The organism is Diaphorobacter sp. C33 (assembly GCF_030503915.1).
In the GTDB taxonomy this organism is placed as follows: Bacteria; Pseudomonadota; Gammaproteobacteria; order Burkholderiales; family Burkholderiaceae_C; genus Diaphorobacter; species Diaphorobacter nitroreducens.
In genome coordinates this window covers 1184011-1200129 of record NZ_CP129980.1, presented here as the reverse complement: position 1 = coordinate 1200129, position 16119 = coordinate 1184011, and the positions used below count along the sequence as shown (strand labels likewise).

The 16119-nt window shown below is 66.6% G+C and carries 15 protein-coding genes and 1 pseudogene; 5 read left to right on the top strand and 11 right to left on the bottom strand.

Translation table 11 applies throughout. The features are described from left to right. Positions 1-8: 8 nt before the first annotated feature. Positions 9-422: a DoxX family protein gene (locus QY917_RS05755; protein WP_088886790.1), complete on the top strand. Its 414-nt coding sequence runs from the start codon at positions 9-11 to the stop codon at positions 420-422. Between the two features lie 71 nt (positions 423-493). Here the strand turns inward: QY917_RS05755 and QY917_RS05750 are convergent, their stop codons facing one another. The 9 genes and pseudogenes from QY917_RS05750 to QY917_RS05710 form a co-directional block, all read right to left on the bottom strand. Then, on the bottom strand, positions 494-1234 hold the full coding sequence (locus QY917_RS05750; RefSeq protein WP_123676739.1) for an arginyltransferase: 741 nt from the start codon (positions 1232-1234) through the stop codon (positions 494-496). Beyond that, complete coding sequence (gene aat, locus QY917_RS05745; protein WP_123676738.1) at positions 1231-1983, bottom strand: leucyl/phenylalanyl-tRNA--protein transferase; 753 nt, start codon at positions 1981-1983, stop codon at positions 1231-1233. The genes QY917_RS05750 and aat overlap by 4 nt, the downstream gene beginning before the upstream one ends. 50 nt (positions 1984-2033) lie before the next feature. Continuing rightward, positions 2034-2462 (bottom strand): VOC family protein, encoded by a 429-nt coding sequence (locus tag QY917_RS05740; protein WP_123676737.1) that lies wholly within the window; start codon positions 2460-2462, stop codon positions 2034-2036. Between the two features lie 90 nt (positions 2463-2552). After that, complete coding sequence (locus tag QY917_RS05735) at positions 2553-3890, bottom strand: enolase C-terminal domain-like protein (RefSeq protein WP_011805234.1); 1338 nt, start codon at positions 3888-3890, stop codon at positions 2553-2555. 44 nt (positions 3891-3934) lie between these two features. After that, positions 3935-4922: pseudogene (locus tag QY917_RS05730) on the bottom strand (2-hydroxyacid dehydrogenase). Between the two features lie 68 nt (positions 4923-4990). After that, complete coding sequence (locus QY917_RS05725) at positions 4991-5944, bottom strand: tripartite tricarboxylate transporter substrate binding protein (protein WP_011805236.1); 954 nt, start codon at positions 5942-5944, stop codon at positions 4991-4993. Between the two features lie 69 nt (positions 5945-6013). After that, positions 6014-6925 carry a 5-dehydro-4-deoxyglucarate dehydratase gene (gene kdgD, locus QY917_RS05720; RefSeq protein WP_011805237.1) on the bottom strand — a complete coding sequence of 304 codons (912 nt, stop codon included), beginning with the start codon at positions 6923-6925 and terminating at the stop codon, positions 6014-6016. Between the two features lie 78 nt (positions 6926-7003). Continuing rightward, on the bottom strand, positions 7004-7972 hold the full coding sequence (locus QY917_RS05715; RefSeq protein WP_123676735.1) for a tripartite tricarboxylate transporter substrate binding protein: 969 nt from the start codon (positions 7970-7972) through the stop codon (positions 7004-7006). Between the two features lie 110 nt (positions 7973-8082). Continuing rightward, a complete protein-coding gene (locus QY917_RS05710) occupies positions 8083-8889 on the bottom strand; it encodes a FadR/GntR family transcriptional regulator (protein WP_162844570.1) in 807 nt (268 codons plus the stop codon). 99 nt (positions 8890-8988) lie between these two features. Between QY917_RS05710 and QY917_RS05705 the strand changes: the two genes are divergently transcribed. The 4 genes from QY917_RS05705 (at position 8989) to QY917_RS05690 (ending at position 14144) form a co-directional block, all read left to right on the top strand. Next, entirely contained in the window at positions 8989-10296 is a 1308-nt protein-coding gene (locus tag QY917_RS05705) for a glucarate dehydratase family protein (protein WP_123676733.1), read from the top strand. Positions 10297-10327: 31 nt separating this feature from the next. After that, positions 10328-11332, top strand: a complete 1005-nt coding sequence (locus tag QY917_RS05700; RefSeq protein WP_123676732.1) for a tripartite tricarboxylate transporter substrate binding protein — start codon at positions 10328-10330, stop codon at positions 11330-11332. 141 nt (positions 11333-11473) lie between these two features. Further along, on the top strand, positions 11474-13036 hold the full coding sequence (garD, locus tag QY917_RS05695; RefSeq protein WP_123676731.1) for a galactarate dehydratase: 1563 nt from the start codon (positions 11474-11476) through the stop codon (positions 13034-13036). A gap of 49 nt (positions 13037-13085) precedes the next feature. Further along, positions 13086-14144, top strand: a complete 1059-nt coding sequence (locus tag QY917_RS05690) for an SMP-30/gluconolactonase/LRE family protein (RefSeq protein ID WP_123676730.1) — start codon at positions 13086-13088, stop codon at positions 14142-14144. Positions 14145-14429: 285 nt separating this feature from the next. Here the strand turns inward: QY917_RS05690 and QY917_RS05685 are convergent, their stop codons facing one another. Together QY917_RS05685 and trpB are read right to left on the bottom strand one after the other, a co-directional pair. Continuing rightward, positions 14430-14768 carry a YggL family protein gene (locus tag QY917_RS05685; RefSeq protein ID WP_011805244.1) on the bottom strand — a complete coding sequence of 113 codons (339 nt, stop codon included), beginning with the start codon at positions 14766-14768 and terminating at the stop codon, positions 14430-14432. A 67-nt stretch (positions 14769-14835) separates the two neighbouring features. Beyond that, complete coding sequence (trpB, locus tag QY917_RS05680) at positions 14836-16044, bottom strand: tryptophan synthase subunit beta (protein WP_123676729.1); 1209 nt, start codon at positions 16042-16044, stop codon at positions 14836-14838. Positions 16045-16119: the final 75 nt, after the last annotated feature.

The following is a 16119-nucleotide window of genomic DNA, read 5'->3' as shown; positions in this document are numbered from 1 at the left end:
GTTCCGCCATGTTTGCTACCCTGCAAAACCCTCTGGCCCTGGTGGGCCGCATCCTCATCGCCCTGTTGTTCATCCCTGCGGGGTTCGGCAAGATCAGCGGCTTTGCCGGCACCGTGGGCTACGCCACGTCTGTGGGCATGCCCATGCCCACCGTGGCCGTTGCCGTCGGTCTGTTGATTGAACTACTGGGCGGCCTGGCACTGCTCTTCGGATTCGGAACACGCATCGCTGCGCTGGCGTTGGCCGTGTTCACGCTGGCGGCCAGTTTCTTCTTCCACGCCTACTGGGCTCTGCCGGCGGACCAGCAGATGATGCAGCAGCTGTTGTTCTTCAAGAACGTTGCCGTGACGGGCGGCCTGCTGGCATTCGCCGCCTTCGGTGCCGGGGCATGGAGCGTGGACGGCGCACGGTCCGGGCGCTGATCGCTATTAAAAAAGAAGCTGCTTGCGTTTGATGGATGGGCCTTGGAGGTCGATATGACCTGCAAGGCCCATCAACTGTTGGAACGCTGCCAACGGCCGTCGATGCGCAGCTCATGCGGCATGAAGCGCGCCTTGTAGTTCATCTTCGGGCTCTGCTCGATCCAGTAACCCAGGTAGACATACGGCAGGCCCAGCGTGCGCGCCTGCTGTACCTGCCACAGCACGTTGTAGGTGCCGTAGCTTGCGCCCGGCTCGGGCTCGTAAAAAGTGTAGACGGCGGAGAGGCCGTCCTCCAGCACGTCCAGGATGGACACCATCTTCAGTGTCCCCGGCTGGCCGTCGGCCCCGGTCTCACGGAACTCCACCAGCCGCGAATTGACCCGGCTTTGCAGCAGGAACTGGGTGTACTGGTCGATGCTGTCCTGGTCCATGCCGCCCCCAGCGTGGCGTGCGTTCTGGTAGCGCAGGTATAGCTGGTAATGCTCGGGCAGGTAGCACAAGCGCAGCACCCGCGCCTGCAGGCCGGCGTGGCGCTTCCAGGCACGGCGCTGGCTGCGGTCGAGCTTGAATGGATCAACCACCACGCGCAGCGGCGTGCAGGCCTGGCAGCCGTCGCAGTAGGGGCGGTAGGTGAACATGCCGCTGCGCCGAAAGCCCCGCGCCACGAGGCCCGAATACACATCGTTCTGAATCAGGTGACTGGGCGTCGCCACCTGCGAGCGCGCCTGCCGCTCGGGCAGGTAGCTGCACGGGTAGGGTGCCGTGGCGTAGAACTGCAGGCTTTGCAGCGGAAGATCGTTGAGTTGGGTCACGCCGCTGAGGGGTTGGGCAAAAGCTCGGTCCAGTATACGGGCTCGAATTTCCAGGTGCAGGCAGGGTCTTGCCGCGCTCGCGCCACGTGATTCAGGAACTGCGAACGTTCCATCTCCCGGGCGCCCAGCGAGGCCAGATGGCCCGTGTTCTGCTGACAGTCGATCAACCGGACCCCCTCGCGCCGGCACAGGCATACCAGCGCCGCCAGGGCGATCTTGGAAGCATCGGTCGCGTGCGCGAACATCGATTCGCCAAACACGGCCCGTCCTAGCGCCACGCAATAAAGCCCCCCCACCAGTTGCCCGTTCACCCAGGTTTCCACGCTATGGGCATGCCCAGCGGCATGTAGCGCCTCATACGCGGCAACCATGGAGGGCACGATCCAGGTGCCGGACTGCCCGGCCCGCGGCTTGTTGGCGCAGGCGTGGATCACGGCGGAAAAGTCGCTGTCGAGGCGCACCTCGCAACCGGGTGTGGCGCGAAAGCGCTGCAGCACGCGGCGCAGCGAGCGGTGCAGACGGAATTCCTGCACATGCAGCACCATGCGCGGGTCCGGGCTCCACCACAGGATGGGCTGGCCGGTGCTGAACCACGGAAAGACGCCCTGGGCATAGGCCTGCACCAGGCGAGGCACCCCCAGCGTGCCGCCCGCGGCCAGCAGGCCGGGCGCGGGAGAGTCTGTGCCCCAGGCACCGTCGGTGGGTGGAAAAGGATCGTCGGGTTCCAGCCAGGGAAGCGATGTGGTCATGCAGGCAATCAAGGGCGCGCGTGGAGCGCGATTGTCGCCCGCCCGCGTGCTCAGAACGTGATCAGGACGGAGGACGCGCTGCGCTGGTGTGCGCCATGGAATACCGCCTCGATGTTGTTGCCGTCCGGGTCCAGCGCAAAGGCGGCGTAGTAGCCCGGGTGGTAGGACCGCTCGCCCGGGGCGCCGTTGTCGCGCCCGCCATGCGCCAGCGCCGCGCGGTGGAAGGCATCCACCATCTCGCGGTCCTTCGCCTGGAAGGCGAGGTGGTGCCGCCCCGTGAGGTGGCCATTAGCGGCGGGGCTGCTGGCCGTGGAGACGAACAGCTCGTCAGCCCAGAAGTAGCTGTCGGTCTGACCCCCGACGGGGATTTGCAGCGCGCCCAGCACCGCCTCATAGAACCGCAGGCTGGCGGGCAGGTCGCGCACCACCAGTTGGATATGGTCGATGAGGCGGCCGCGGTGCAGTTGCTGGACTTCCATCTTGGCACTCCTTTCCTGTCGTGGCGGAATACCGCGCGACCCAGCGCGCGGTGCGTCCGGTCATTCTAGGCAGGGGCGCGTGCCGGCCTCTCAGCGCACCATGCAGGGCCGCTTGGGGTCGAACTGCCAGCCCGGAATCAGGCTTTGCATGCCGATGGCGTCGTCGCGCGCGCCCAGGCCGTGTTCCTGGTACAGCGCATGCGCGCGCTGCAGTGCGGCGCGGTCCACCGTCACGCCCAGGCCCGGGGTCTTGGGCACGTCGACGAAGCCGCCGCGGATCTGCAGTGGGTTCTGGGTGAGGAACTGCCCGTCCTGCCAGATCCAGTGCGTGTCGATGGCCGTGACCTTGCCCGGAACGGCGGCCGCCACGTGGGTGAACATGGCCAGCGAGATGTCGAAGTGGTTGTTGGAGTGCGACCCCCAGGTCAGGCCCCAGTCGCGGCAGGTCTGGCCCACGCGCACGGAGCCGGCCATGGTCCAGAAATGGGGGTCGGCCAGCGGGATGTCCACGGACTGCAGCGACAGGGCGTGCACCATCTGGCGCCAGTCGGTGGCGACCATGTTGGTGGCCGTGGGCAGGCCGGTGGCACGGCGGAATTCGGCCATGACCTCGCGGCCCGAGAAACCCCCTTCGGCGCCGCAGGGGTCTTCGGCATAGGCCAGCACACCGCGCATGTCGCGCATCAGGCGGATCGCGTCCTTGAGCAGCCAGCCGCCGTTGGGGTCCAGCGTGACGCGCGCCTGCGGAAAACGTTGAGCCAGTGCAGTGACGGCTTCGACCTCCTGCTCGCCGGCCAGCACGCCGCCCTTGAGCTTGAAGTCGTTGAAGCCGTAGCGCGCGTGCGCGGCTTCGGCCTGGCGCACGATGGCGTCCGGCGTCATGGCCTCCATGTGGCGTACCTGATGCCAGTCGTCGGTGCCTGAACGGTCCTCTCCCGCCTGCACGTAGGGTTTACCGGTCTTGTGCGACGGGCCCACGAAGAACAGATAGCCCAACATCTCCACGCGCTCGCGCTGCTGGCCTTCGCCCAGGAGCGCCGCCACGGGCACGCCCAGGTACTGGCCCTGCAGGTCCAGCAGTGCGGATTCGATGGCCGTCACGGCGTGCACGCCAACGCGCAGGTCGAAGGTTTGCAGGCCGCGCCCACCAGGGTCACGCCCTTCCAGGGTCTTTTGCACCTGCTGCAGCAACTGCAGGCGCTCACCAATGGAGCGGCCGATGAGCACGCCGCGACTGTCCTCCAGCGCCCGGCGGATGCCTTCGCCACCGGGGACTTCCCCCACGCCGGTGCGACCCGCGCTGTCATGAATCAGCACCACGTTGCGTGTGAAGAAGGGCGCGTGCGCGCCGCTGAGGTTCATCAACATGCCGTCGCGCCCGGCGACGGGGATGACTTCGATCTCGGTGATGGTGGGAGTCTGTGACATGGTTCGGGGAAGCAGAAAAAACGGAAATGAAAACGGCCCGGACGTCAGGCGGAGTGCGCCTGCCGGGCCGCAGCCGCCGACCAGGGCACTTCCTGCACCGGCGCGCCCGTGGCAAGGCAGCTGTGCAGGTTTTGCAGCACCAGGTCGGCCATGGCACGGCGGGTCTCCTGGGTGCCGCTGGCGATGTTGGGGGGCCAGGACGACGTTGTCCAATGCGAGCAGTGCTGGCAGCGGGTGGGGCTCGTCCTCGAACACGTCCAGACCGGCGCCGGCAATCCGCTGCTGCTGCAGGGCGGCGGCCAGCGCGGCCTCGTCCACCACGCTGCCGCGCGCTACGTTGACCAGGAACCCCTGCGGGCCCAGCGCGTCCAGCACCTCGGCATTCACCAGGTGGCGCGTGCTGTCTCCGCCCGCAGCGGTGATGACGAGGAAGTCCGCCCAACGCGCCAGCTCCATCAGTGACGGCAGGTACTGATGGGGCGAGCCCTCCACCGGCCGGCGGTTGTGGTAGGCCACCTGCATGTCAAAGCCCGCGGCGCGGCGCGCCACGGCAGCGCCGATGCGCCCCATGCCGAAGATGCCCAGGCGCTTGCCGCTGGCGCGCGTGTGCACGCCAAAGCGCTGGCGGCTCCAGTCACCGCGGCGCACGAAGCGGTCGGCCGCGGACAGGCTGCGCGCCGCGTCCAGCAGCAGGGCGAAGGCCATGTCGGCCACGCAGTCGTCCAGCACACCGGGCGTATAGCCCACGCGTGCGCCGCACTCCAGCAGCGCAGCCTGGTCCAGTGCGTCAAAGCCCACGCCAAAGCTGCTGACGAACCGCAGGCGGGGCAGGGCGCGCACCACGTCGCCCGGCAGCCCCATGGCGGCGGAAGTCACCACGCATTCGAAATCTGCGCCGTGTGCGGCCAGGAAGCCGGCCCGGTCTGGCTGCTCGCTGAGCACGGTCACGTCGAACTGGGCGGCCAGTTCGTGGTCCAGCGCGGGCAATGGCATGCGGCCGTACTGGAGGATGCGGGGAGAGCGGTGTGTCATGGGGGCGGCAGAGGCAAGAGGGCGCCCGCACCGGCAAGTGCGGCGCGGACGTCGAGAGGGCGTGGCAATCAGTCGATGCTGATTTTGCGGGCTTCGATGAGCGTCTTCCAGCGCGCATATTCGCGCGCCTGGAAGGCCGTGAACTCCTCGGGGGTGTTGGCAACGATCTCCATGCCCTGGTCCGTTAGGCGCTTCTTCAGCGTCGGCTCATTGATGGCCTGGATGGCGGCGTCCGCCAGCTTCTTCTTCACATCCGCGGGCAAGCCCTTGGGCGCGGCCATTCCTTGCCAGGAATAGATCTCGGCCCCTTTCACACCGGCCTCGGCCAGCGTGGGCACGTCGGGCAGAACGGGGGAGCGCTTGTCGCCCGTGACGGCGATGGCCGTCAACTTACCGGCACGGATGTGCGGCAGCACCGCGTTCACGTTCTGGAACGAGAAATCCACCTGTCCACCCAGCAGATCGTTGATGGCCGGTGCGCCACCCTTGTAGGGCACGTGCACGCCCGTGGTGCCGCTTTGCTGCCAGAACAGCTCGGCCGAGAGGTGGTCCGACGAGCCATTGCCAGAGCTGGCAAAGCTGATCTTGCCAGGTTGCGCCTTGAGCGCAGCCACCACCTCGGCCAGCGTACGTGCCTTCTGCGCGGGCGAGGCGACGAGCACATTGGGCGCTTGCACGGGCAGGGACAGGTAGTCGAAGTCCTTGACTGCGTCATAGGGCACGTTCTTCACCAGATGCGGCGCGATCACGTAGGGGCCGAGCGAGGCCACGAGCAGCGTGTAGCCGTCGGGCGCGGCGCGCTTGACTGCCGTGGCGCCAATGGTGCCGGTGGCGCCCGGGCGGTTGTCCACCACGAATGCCTGGCCCAGTTTCTCGCCCATGTGCTGGGCCATGGCGCGGGCAATGGTGTCGGTGGAGCCGCCGGGCGGGAACGGTACGACGATGTTCACGCTCTTTTCCGGCCAGGCGGCCACGGCAGACAGGGCCACGCTGGCCGCGAGGGCCACGAGGACTTTTTTCATGGGGTGCTCCTTGGATCTTTATGTGCCGGGATGAGCGGCCCCGCCAACGCTGGGCGGGGCCAAAATGCATCAGACAGGCTCGACCTTGCGGATCAGTTCGGCCAGCATCTCGATCTCTTCGGCCTGCAAGTCGGCCAGCGGCGCACGCACGGGGCCGGCGGGGTGGCCGACGATCTTGGCGCCGGCTTTGATGATGCTCACCGCGTAGCCGGCGCTGCGGTTGCGGATCTTCAGGTAAGGCATGAAGAAGTCCTTGAGCAACTGGTGCTGCGTGGCCTGATCGTCGTTCTTCACCGCTTCGTAGAAACGCATGGCTGTTTTCGGGATGAAGTTGAACACGGCGGACGAATACACCGGCGTGCCCAGTGCCTTGTAGGCGGCGGCATAGACCTCGGCCGTGGGCAGGCCGCCCAGGTAGGCAAGCCGGTCGCCCATGGCCAGGAACATGGAGGCCATGCCTTCGATGTCGCCCACGCCATCCTTGAAGCCGACCAGGTTCGGGTTGCGCTCGCACAGGCGGGCAACGGTTTCCGGCGTGTAGCGGGTGATGCCGCGGTTGTAGATGATCACGCCGAAGTTCACGCTCTTGCACACGGCTTCCACGTGGGCTGCCAGGCCTTCCTGGCTGGCTTCTGTCATGTAGTGGGGCATGAGCAGGATGCCGTGCGCGCCGGCCTTCTCGGCGGCCTGCGCGCATTCGATGGCAAAGCGCGTGGGGCCGCCCGCACCGGCAATGATGGGCACCTTGCCGCGGCAGGTGTTTACCGCCGTCTGGATGATCTGCGGATATTCGCTGGCCGTGAGCGAGAAGTACTCGCCCGTGCCACCCGCAGCAAACAACGCGCTGGCGCCGAACGGTGCGAGCCACTCCAGGCGCTCGGCATAGCCCTTGGCATTGAAGTCGCCGTTGTCATGGAAGTCGGTGATGGGGAACGACAGCAGGCCGGAACTCATCACGTTCTTCAGGTCTTGGGGAGTCATCTCAGTCTTTCTTTCAAAGCCGCTGCGCGGCAGGTTGGCGACGTGGGGTTAAGTTAAAGAAGGGAAATCGGGGCGCGGTCAGTCCAGCTGCAGCTTCTCTTGCTGCACGACCTTGGCCCAACGGGCGCGCTCGCTGGCAAAGAAGCTGTCCACTTCCGACGGGGACATGGTCACCACTTCGGCGCCCTGGCCCGTGAGGCGTGAGCGCACATCGGGCGTACGGATGGCGGCCACCAGGGCCTCGCCAATGCGCTTGGTGATGGCCGGCGGTGTTCCGGCGGGCAGCATCACGCCTTGCCACGAGCCGGTTTCGAAGCCCGTCACGCCCTGCTCGGCGATGGTGGGGGAGCTGCCGATGAGCGGCATGCGCTCGCGCTTGGACACACCCAGCAGCTTGAGCTTGCCGCTTTGCACATGGGGATAGGTGGCCAGCATGCCGTTCATCAGCACTTGCGTCTGGCCGGCTACCGTGTCCTGCACCGACTGCACGCCGCCCTTGTAGGGCACGTAGACCCACTTGGCGCCCGTGGCGCGGGCCAACTCCACGCCCGCCAGGTGCGGTGCGCTGCCGGTGGCCGTGACGGCGAAGTTCAGGTCGCTGGTTTTGGACAGCTCCACCAGTTCCTTCAGGTTGTTGGCCTTGACGGAGGGGTGCACCACCAACAGGTGGGGCGAATACGCCAGCATGGCAGCGCCGCGCAGATCCTTGGACGGATCGAAGGGCAGCTTGGTATAGATCGACGGGCTGATGGCCAGCGCACCCAGATCGCACAACAGCAGCGTGTAGCCGTCAGGCGACGACTTGGCCACGATATCGGCGCCCAGATTGCCGTTTGCACCGGGCTTGTTCTCGACGATCACCGGCTGCTTGAGCGACTCGGACAACTGCTGGCTGATCGAGCGGGCAATGATGTCCGAACTGCCGCCCGGCGGGTAGGGCACGACGATCTTGAGCGGACGGCTGGGCCAGTTGTCTGCGGCGTGAACCATGGTCGTGCTGCAGGCCAGCGCAGCGCAGGCGAGGGCAAGGCGGCGGGTAAAAGTCATGCGATGTCTCCTGATGTTGTGCGGGTTAAGTTATACGTCATCGTACAACATCAATCAAAGAACAACAAACGTTTCAGCGCAAATTTTTCAGTGGATGGCTTGTGAGGGGCTCAGGCGGGCAGGGCGGCCGCCGCGGCGGCCGCTTCCTGAGCCTGGCGCAGCCGTTCGCGGCTGTTGGTCAGGTGTACGCGCATAGCCGCGCGGGCGGATTCCGCATCCTTGCGCGCAATCGCCATGTAGATCTCTTCGTGCTCTCGGTTCACGCGCTGCAGGTAGCCGTCATTCGGCGGGGAGCTGCGGGTGGTGCCCACGCGGGTGCGTGGAATCAGCGTGGTGCCCAGGTGGTTCATGATGTCCGCAAAATAGCGGTTACCGGTGGCCTGGGCAATCTGCAGGTGAAAGCGAAAGTCGTGGGCTACCGTGTCTTCGCCCAGTTGCGTGCTCTGCGCAAAGTCATCCAGTGCGGCACGCATGGCCTGCAATTGCCCCTCCGTACGGCGTTGCGCGGCCAGCCCGGCCGACTCGGTCTCCAGGCTGATGCGCAGCTCCAGCACGGCCAGCACGTCCACGGACTCGGCCAACTCGGAGGGGTCCAGGAAGAACATGCCGCCGCTGCGGGGTGGCAGTACGAAGGTGCCGATGCCGTGTCGGGTCTCCACCATGCCGGCGGCCTGCAGCTTGGACAGTGCCTCGCGCACAACTGTGCGACTCACATCGTAGCCCTGCACCAGCTCCGATTCCGTGGGCAGCTTGTCGCCTTCGCGCAGCAGGCCTTGGCGAATCTTGCTTTCAAACTCATCGAACAGCACCTTTGCCAGGCTGCGCCCTGCGCTGCGGCCCGCTCTGCCGCGCAGTGAAGAGGCGTGCTGGGCTACGGACGCGATGGATTCGGGTAATCCCGTGGAGGGCGTGTTCATGGATGTGATCATAATTCGTTGCACGTTATCAGACAACATATCTCTTATTCGAGCCGCACCCTGAAATGCCGGCACGGATGCCTCTCTCAACGCACGAAGATGAGCACCTCCCACGCGATCCGCCACATCCGCATCACGCCCATCGCCTTCCGCGATCCGCCGCTGCTCAATGCGGCCGGCATCCACGAGCCCTGGGCCCTGCGCTCCATCATCGAGATCGAGACCGCCTCGGGTCTGGTGGGCATCAACGAGAGCTATGGCGACCAGCCCATGCTGGACGCTTTGGCCAAGGCGGCGCCCGCCCTGGTGGGTCTGTCCCCCTGGGCGCTCAACGCCATGGAGCAGCGCGTGGCGGCCCTGGTCGCACCGCCCGCACAGACGGCCTCGGAATTCCTGGGGCAGCAGGTGTCGCTGGCACCGGGCACGCATGTATCCAAGACCGTGGCCAAGGTCATCAGCGCGTTTGAAGTGGCGATGCTGGACCTGCAAGGCCAGTTGGCCCAGGCCCCGGTCGTGGATCTGCTGGGCGGCGCGGCGCGCGACAGCGTTCCCTTCTCGGCCTACCTGTTCTACAAATACGCCGAACACATCGACCAGCCCTATGCGCCGGATGCCTGGGGCGAGGCACTCACGCCCGCGCAACTCGTCGCCCAGGCGCGGCGCATGATCGCCCAGTACGGCTTCCAGAGCATCAAGCTCAAGGGCGGCGCCTTGCCGCCCGACCAGGAGGCGGCCGGCATCCTCGCGCTGGCCCAGGCCTTTCCGGGTATGCCGTTGCGCATCGACCCCAACGCCAACTGGACGGTACAGACCAGCCTGAAGGTGGTGCGGCAACTGCGTGGCGTGCTGGAGTATTACGAAGACCCGGCCCCTGGCCTGGAGGGCATGGCTGCCGTGGCGCGCGCGATGGAACGCGAAGGCGACGTGCCGCTGGCCACCAACATGGTGGTCACCGACTTTGCCGAATTCCGCCGCAACGTTGACCTGGGCTGCCCCGTGAAGATCGTGCTCAGCGACCACCACTACTGGGGCGGTCTGCGTGCCACGCAACGGCTGGCCACGCTGTGCAAGACCTTCGACCTGGGTCTGTCCATGCACAGCAACTCCCACCTGGGCATCAGCCTCGTCGCCATGACGCACCTGTGTGCCAGCGTGCCGCAGCTCACCTATGCCTGCGACACGCACTACCCGTGGCAGGACGAGGAGGTCGTCGAAGGCGGCCGCCTGCAATTCGAACAGGGCAGCCTGCGCGTGCCTACGACGGCGGGCCTGGGCGTCACGCTGGATCGCGAGGCGCTGGCCCGCCTGCACGACAACTACCTGCACTGCGGCATCCGCAACCGCGACGACCTCGGGCAGATGCGCAAGTACGACCCCGGCTTCACTGGCCGCCAGCCACGTTTCTGAGTCCTTTCCATCCAACCAGGAGACATCCCCCATGCAACGCCGCACCTTGATCAAAAGCTCCCTCGCCGCCGCCAGCGCCTTGCTGCTGGGCAGCGCATTGACCCCCCTGCCTGTAGCAGCGCAGGGCAATTGGCCGGCGGGCAAGGCCATCACCTACCTGGTGCCCTTTCCACCCGGCGGTAATACCGACACGCTGGCTCGCGTGGTAGCCCAGCCTCTGGGCCAGGCCCTGGGCACGCCCGTGGTCATTGACAACAAGGGCGGCGCGGGCGGCAGCGTGGGATCGGCCATCGCCGCGCGCGCGCCCGCCGACGGCTACACCATCCTTGGCGGCACCATCAGCTCGCACGCCATCAACGTGAGCCTGTACCCAAAGCTGGACTACGACCCCGTCAAGTCCTTCACACCGATTGCCATGCTGGGATCGGGTCCGCTGGTGCTGGTGGTGCCCGCCGCCAGCCCGTACAAGACGCTTGCGGAAGTGCTCGCCGCCAGCAAGGCCAAGGCCGCGGCGGGCGGCCTGTCCTCGGCGTCGCCCGGCAGCGGCACCTCCAACCACATGGCGCTGGAGCTGCTGGCCTATCAGACGGGCGTGAAGTTCACGCATGTGCCGTACAAGGGCAGCGGCCCGGCCGTGCAGGACGTGATCGGTGGCCAGGTGGACATGATGTTCGACACCGCCCTGGTCGTAGGCCCGCACATCCAGTCGGGCAAGCTGCGCCCCATCGCCGTGACCAGCTCCAAACGCGTGGAGTCGCTGCCCGACGTGCCCACCATTGCCGAAGCCGGAGAAAAAGGCTTCGACATGGGCTCCTGGCAGGCCGTGTTCGCGCCCGCCGGCACACCCAAGCCCATCGTGGACCGACTGCACGCCGAGATCATGAAGATCGTCGCCACCCCGGAAGTCCAGGCGCGCCTCAAAGCCTTCGGCATGGTGCCATCCACCATGACGCCCGCCGAACTGGCCACATTCCAGAAAGCCGAGGTGGCCAAGTGGGCGCAGGTGATCAAGGCCGCAGGCATAAAGGCGGAATGACCCCTGAGCGGCCGCACGCCTTTCGCTAACGGAGATGCCGCCCCGTTGCCGGGTAGCCCTTGCACGGCAACCTGGTTGCAGGCGTCAGCTTCATAGCCCGCGGGCGGCCGTAGCGCCATGGAAACTGGAAAAGACATTGGTATGAGTACACAAGCCCCGCTTTGCATCGCCATGCACCCGGCCGACAACGTCGCCATCGTGGCCAACGATGGCGGCCTGCCTGCTGGCACCCGGCTGCCCGGCGGCCAGGTGCTGGTGGACAAGGTGCCGCAGGCGCACAAGGTGGCGCTGGAAGACATCCCCGAGGGCGGTGCCGTGCGCCGCTACAACGTGGTCATCGGCTATGCCCTCAAGTTCATAGCGGCTGGTAGCTGGGTGCACGAGCGCCTGTTGCAGATGCCCGATGCGCGTGCGCTGGACGGCCTGCCCATCGCCACCGCCAAGCCGACGCCGATGGAGCCGCTGGCGGGCTACACCTTCGAGGGCTACCGCAACGCCGATGGCTCCGTGGGCACGCGCAACATCCTTGCAATCACCCAGACGGTGCAGTGCGTGGCCGGGGTGACGGACTTTGCCGTGCAGCGCATCAAGGCCGAGTTGCTGCCCAAGTACCCGAACGTGGACGACGTGGTGGCGCTGGAGCATGGCTACGGCTGCGGTGTCGCCATCGACGCGCCGGACGCGGCGGTACCCATCCGCACGCTGCGCAACATCAGCCTCAACCCGAACTTCGGCGGCGAGGTGATGGTGGTCAGCCTGGGCTGCGAGAAGCTGCAGCCCGAGCGCCTCATGCCGCCTGGCGCCATTGCTCTGGTGGACCAGCGTACCCTGCAGGAGGCACCGCTGGACGTGGTGTGCCTGCAGGATGAAGCCCATGTGGGCTTTATGTCCATGGTCGACTCCATCTTGCGCCAGGCCGACGAGCACCTGAAGCGCCTGAACGCACGTCGGCGCGAGACGGTGCCTGCCAGCGAACTGGTGGTGGGCGTACAGTGCGGCGGCAGCGATGCCTTCAGCGGTGTGACCGCCAACCCGGCCGTGGGCTTTTGCACCGATTTGCTGGTGCGCGCCGGCGCCACGGTGATGTTCAGCGAGGTGACCGAGGTGCGTGACGGCATCGACCAGCTCACCGCACGTGCGGCCACGCCCGAGGTGGCGCAGGCCCTGATCGACCAGATGGTCTGGTACGACGCCTACCTGGCACGCGGCCGCGTGGACCGCAGTGCCAACACCACGCCGGGCAACAAGAAGGGGGGGCTGTCGAACATCGTCGAGAAGGCCATGGGCTCCATCGTCAAGAGCGGTAGCGCGCCCATCGCCGGCGTGGTGGCACCGGGCGAAAAGGCGGTGCAAAAAGGATTGATCTACGCGGCCACCCCCGCCAGCGACTTCATCTGCGGCACGCTGCAACTGGCGGCGGGCATGAACCTGCACGTGTTCACCACGGGGCGCGGCACGCCTTATGGGCTTGCGCAGGTGCCGGTGATCAAGGTGGCCACGCGCAGCGATTTGGCCCGGCGTTGGCACGACCTGATGGATGTGAACGCCGGCCGCATCGCAGACGGGCAGGCCACCATCGAAGAAGTGGGCTGGGAGTTGTTCCACCTCATGCTCGACGTGGCCAGCGGCCGCAAAAAGACCTGGGCCGAGCACTGGAAGCTGGCCAACCAGCTCGTGCTGTTCAACCCAGCGCCGGTGACCTGACCTGCTTGTTCGACCCACCCCCGGCAAAACCCACAACGGAGATCCCGAAATGCCTCACGAGAAGAATGCGGCGCCCCGCGCTGCCACGCGGCGCCATTTCCTGGCCGGCGCGGTGGTCGCCACGGCCGCAGGTGCTGCCACGGCGCAGAGTTTTGAATTCAAGCCCCAGCAGCGTTACCCCGACCCATCGGTGCAGGTGCTGGACCCGCAGTTCGCCAAGTACCGCATCTACAGCAGCAGCGTGGAGCAGATCGCCACCGGCATGCGTTGGGCCGAAGGGCCCGTGTGGTTCGGGGACGGGCGCTACCTGCTGGTATCCGACATTCCGAACAACCGCATCATGCGCTGGGATGAGGCCACCGGTGCGTGGGGCGTATTCCGCCAGCCCTCCAACTTTTCCAACGGCCTCGCGCGCGACCGCCAGGGCCGGCTGCTGACCTGCGAGCACCTGACGCGCCGTATCACGCGCACCGAGTACGACGGAAGCATCACCGTGCTGGCCGATGGCTACAACGGCAAGCGCTTCAACTCACCCAACGACATCATTTGCAGCAAGGACGGCGCGGTCTGGTTTACCGACCCGCCGTTCGGCATCGCCGGTCATTGGGAGGGCGAAAAGGCCGCGCCAGAGCTGCCGCACGGCGTCTACCGCATCGACCCGGCCGGCGCAAAGGTCAGCCAGGTGCTGGGCGACCTGGCAGGTGCCAATGGCCTGTGCTTTTCGCCCGATGAGAAGGTGCTCTACATCGTCGAGGGCCGCCACCAGCCGCATCGCGTGGTGTGGGCCTACGATGTGGGCCCGGGCGGGCGGCTGTCCGGCAAGCGTCTGCACATCGACGCGGGCGGCCCGGGTGCCCTGGACGGCATCAAGTGCGACGAGTTCGGCAACCTCTGGTGCGGGTGGGGCAGCAACGGCGCCGTGGGCGCCAACCCGGCGGACCTGGATGGCGTGATGGTCTTCAACCCCGAAGGCAAAGCCATTGGCCACATCCGGCTGCCTGAGCGTTGTGCCAACCTGTGTTTTGGGGGTGCCAAGAACAACCGCCTGTTCATGGCCAGCAGCCATTCGATCTACGCGCTTTACGTGGAGGCGCGCGGCGCTGTCTGAGTGCGAACGTCCCCGTGGCGGGCGCCCGCCAGAGGGCAGGGGCCGCCCCGTGCGACCCAGGTCATCAGGGCCGCAAGGATCACGGTGTACTGAGCCAACCGCCCCGTTCGCACGAACGCACCGCATCAACGGCAACAGCCGCCACCCCCGTGGGGGTTGGCGGCTGTTTCGCTTCTGTTTTGATAGCTGCTGGCGCTTGCTGGTCAAAGGCTAGAGGCCAAAAAGGCTTGAAACCTTCTGGCTGACGCCAGCCCAGCACTGCGCGGCTACCCTGTGGTGCGCAGATCAGTCTTGCACGTACCAGGCGTCCTTCAGCTCGCTCACCGTGGCCTCGGCCACCTCGGGCTGTGCAGCCAGCCAGGCCTGCGTGGCTTGGCGGTCGTCCTCGGTGGCGGAGCCGCGCACGAAGGCCGTCACGAAGCCTTCGCGCACCCAGCCGGCGGCCGCCAGATTGCGGGGCACCAGCAGGTCCCGCACGAAGCGGTCCATCAGCGCCTCCTCTTGCTCGGGCGTCAGCTCCTGCTTGACCTTCAGCTCGTACTCGAAGCCGAATTCCTGAAACTCGGCCACGCGCATCTTCTTGCGAAGGCGGCGGCTGCGTTGCTTGTTGGGTGGCAGTGCCATGGTCAGGTTCTCTCAGTTCAGTGAATCAAGGGCGGCATGATGGCAGAACACGCGCCGCGCCCGCCCGTCAAAGCCCCAGTACCTTGGCGACGTAATCCGCATCCTTGTCGCCGCGGCCCGACAGGTTGACCAGGATGTGCTGGTCCTGAGGCAGCGTGGGCGCCACGCGGATGGCCCAGGCCACGGCATGGGCGCTCTCCAGCGCGGGGATGATCCCTTCCACGCGCGACAGCTGCATGAACGCGTCCAGACATTCCTTGTCGGTCACGGCTTCGTACTGCACGCGGCCAATGTCCTTCAGATAGCTGTGCTGCGGGCCCACGCCGGGGTAGTCCAGGCCCGAGGCAATGCTGTGCACGGCGGCGGGCACGCCCGGCGCATCCTCCAGCACATAGCACTTCATGCCGTGGATCTCACCGGGCTGGCCCATGCTCAGCGTGGCCGCGTGCCGGCCGGGCTTGTCGGTGCCTTCGCCCGAGGGCTCCACGCCCACCAGCTTCACATCGGTATCGCCCAGGAAGGCGGTGAACATGCCCATGGCATTGCTGCCGCCGCCCACGCAGGCGGTCACGTAGTCGGGCAGGCGGCCGTGCCTGGCCTGGAACTGTTCGCGCGCCTCGCGGCCGATGATGCTCTGGAAGTCGCGCACCATCATCGGAAACGGGTGCGGCCCCACCACCGAGCCGATGGCGTACAGGTAGTCGGTGGGGTTGGTCAGGTACTCCTCGAAGGCGCTGTCCACCGCCTCCTTCAGCGTGGCCGCGTCGCGCGTCACTGCCACCAGCTTGCAGCCCAGAATGCGCATCTTGGTGACGTTGGGGTGCTCCTTCTCGATGTCCACCTGGCCCATGTGGATCTCGCACGGAATGCCCACCAGCGCACAGGCCGTGGCCAGCGCCACGCCGTGCTGGCCGGCGCCCGTCTCGGCGATCACCTTCTTCTTGCCCATGAACTTGGCCAGCAGCGCCTCGCCCAGGCAGTGGTTGATCTTGTGCGCGCCGGTGTGGTTCAGGTCCTCGCGCTTGAGGTGGATCTGCGCGCCGCCCAGCAGGCCCGACAGGCGCTTGGCATGAAAGATCGGGCTGGGCCGGCCCACGTAATCGGCAAACAGCTGTGCCAGCTCGTCCTGGAAGTCCTTGCGCTGCGTGATCTCGGCATAGGCCGCGGCGATGTCGTCCATGGCGGCTTTCAGGTGCGGCGGCACAAGCTGCCCGCCGTAGGGGCCAAAGAAGCCGGCGGCATCGGGCATGGGGGCGAAGTCGGTGGAGGCTGTCATCGCAGTCAAAGGAGGAGGGTGGTTGAAAGAACTTCGATTTTGATAGCTGCCCGCGCTTTTCAGACGGGTGCTGGG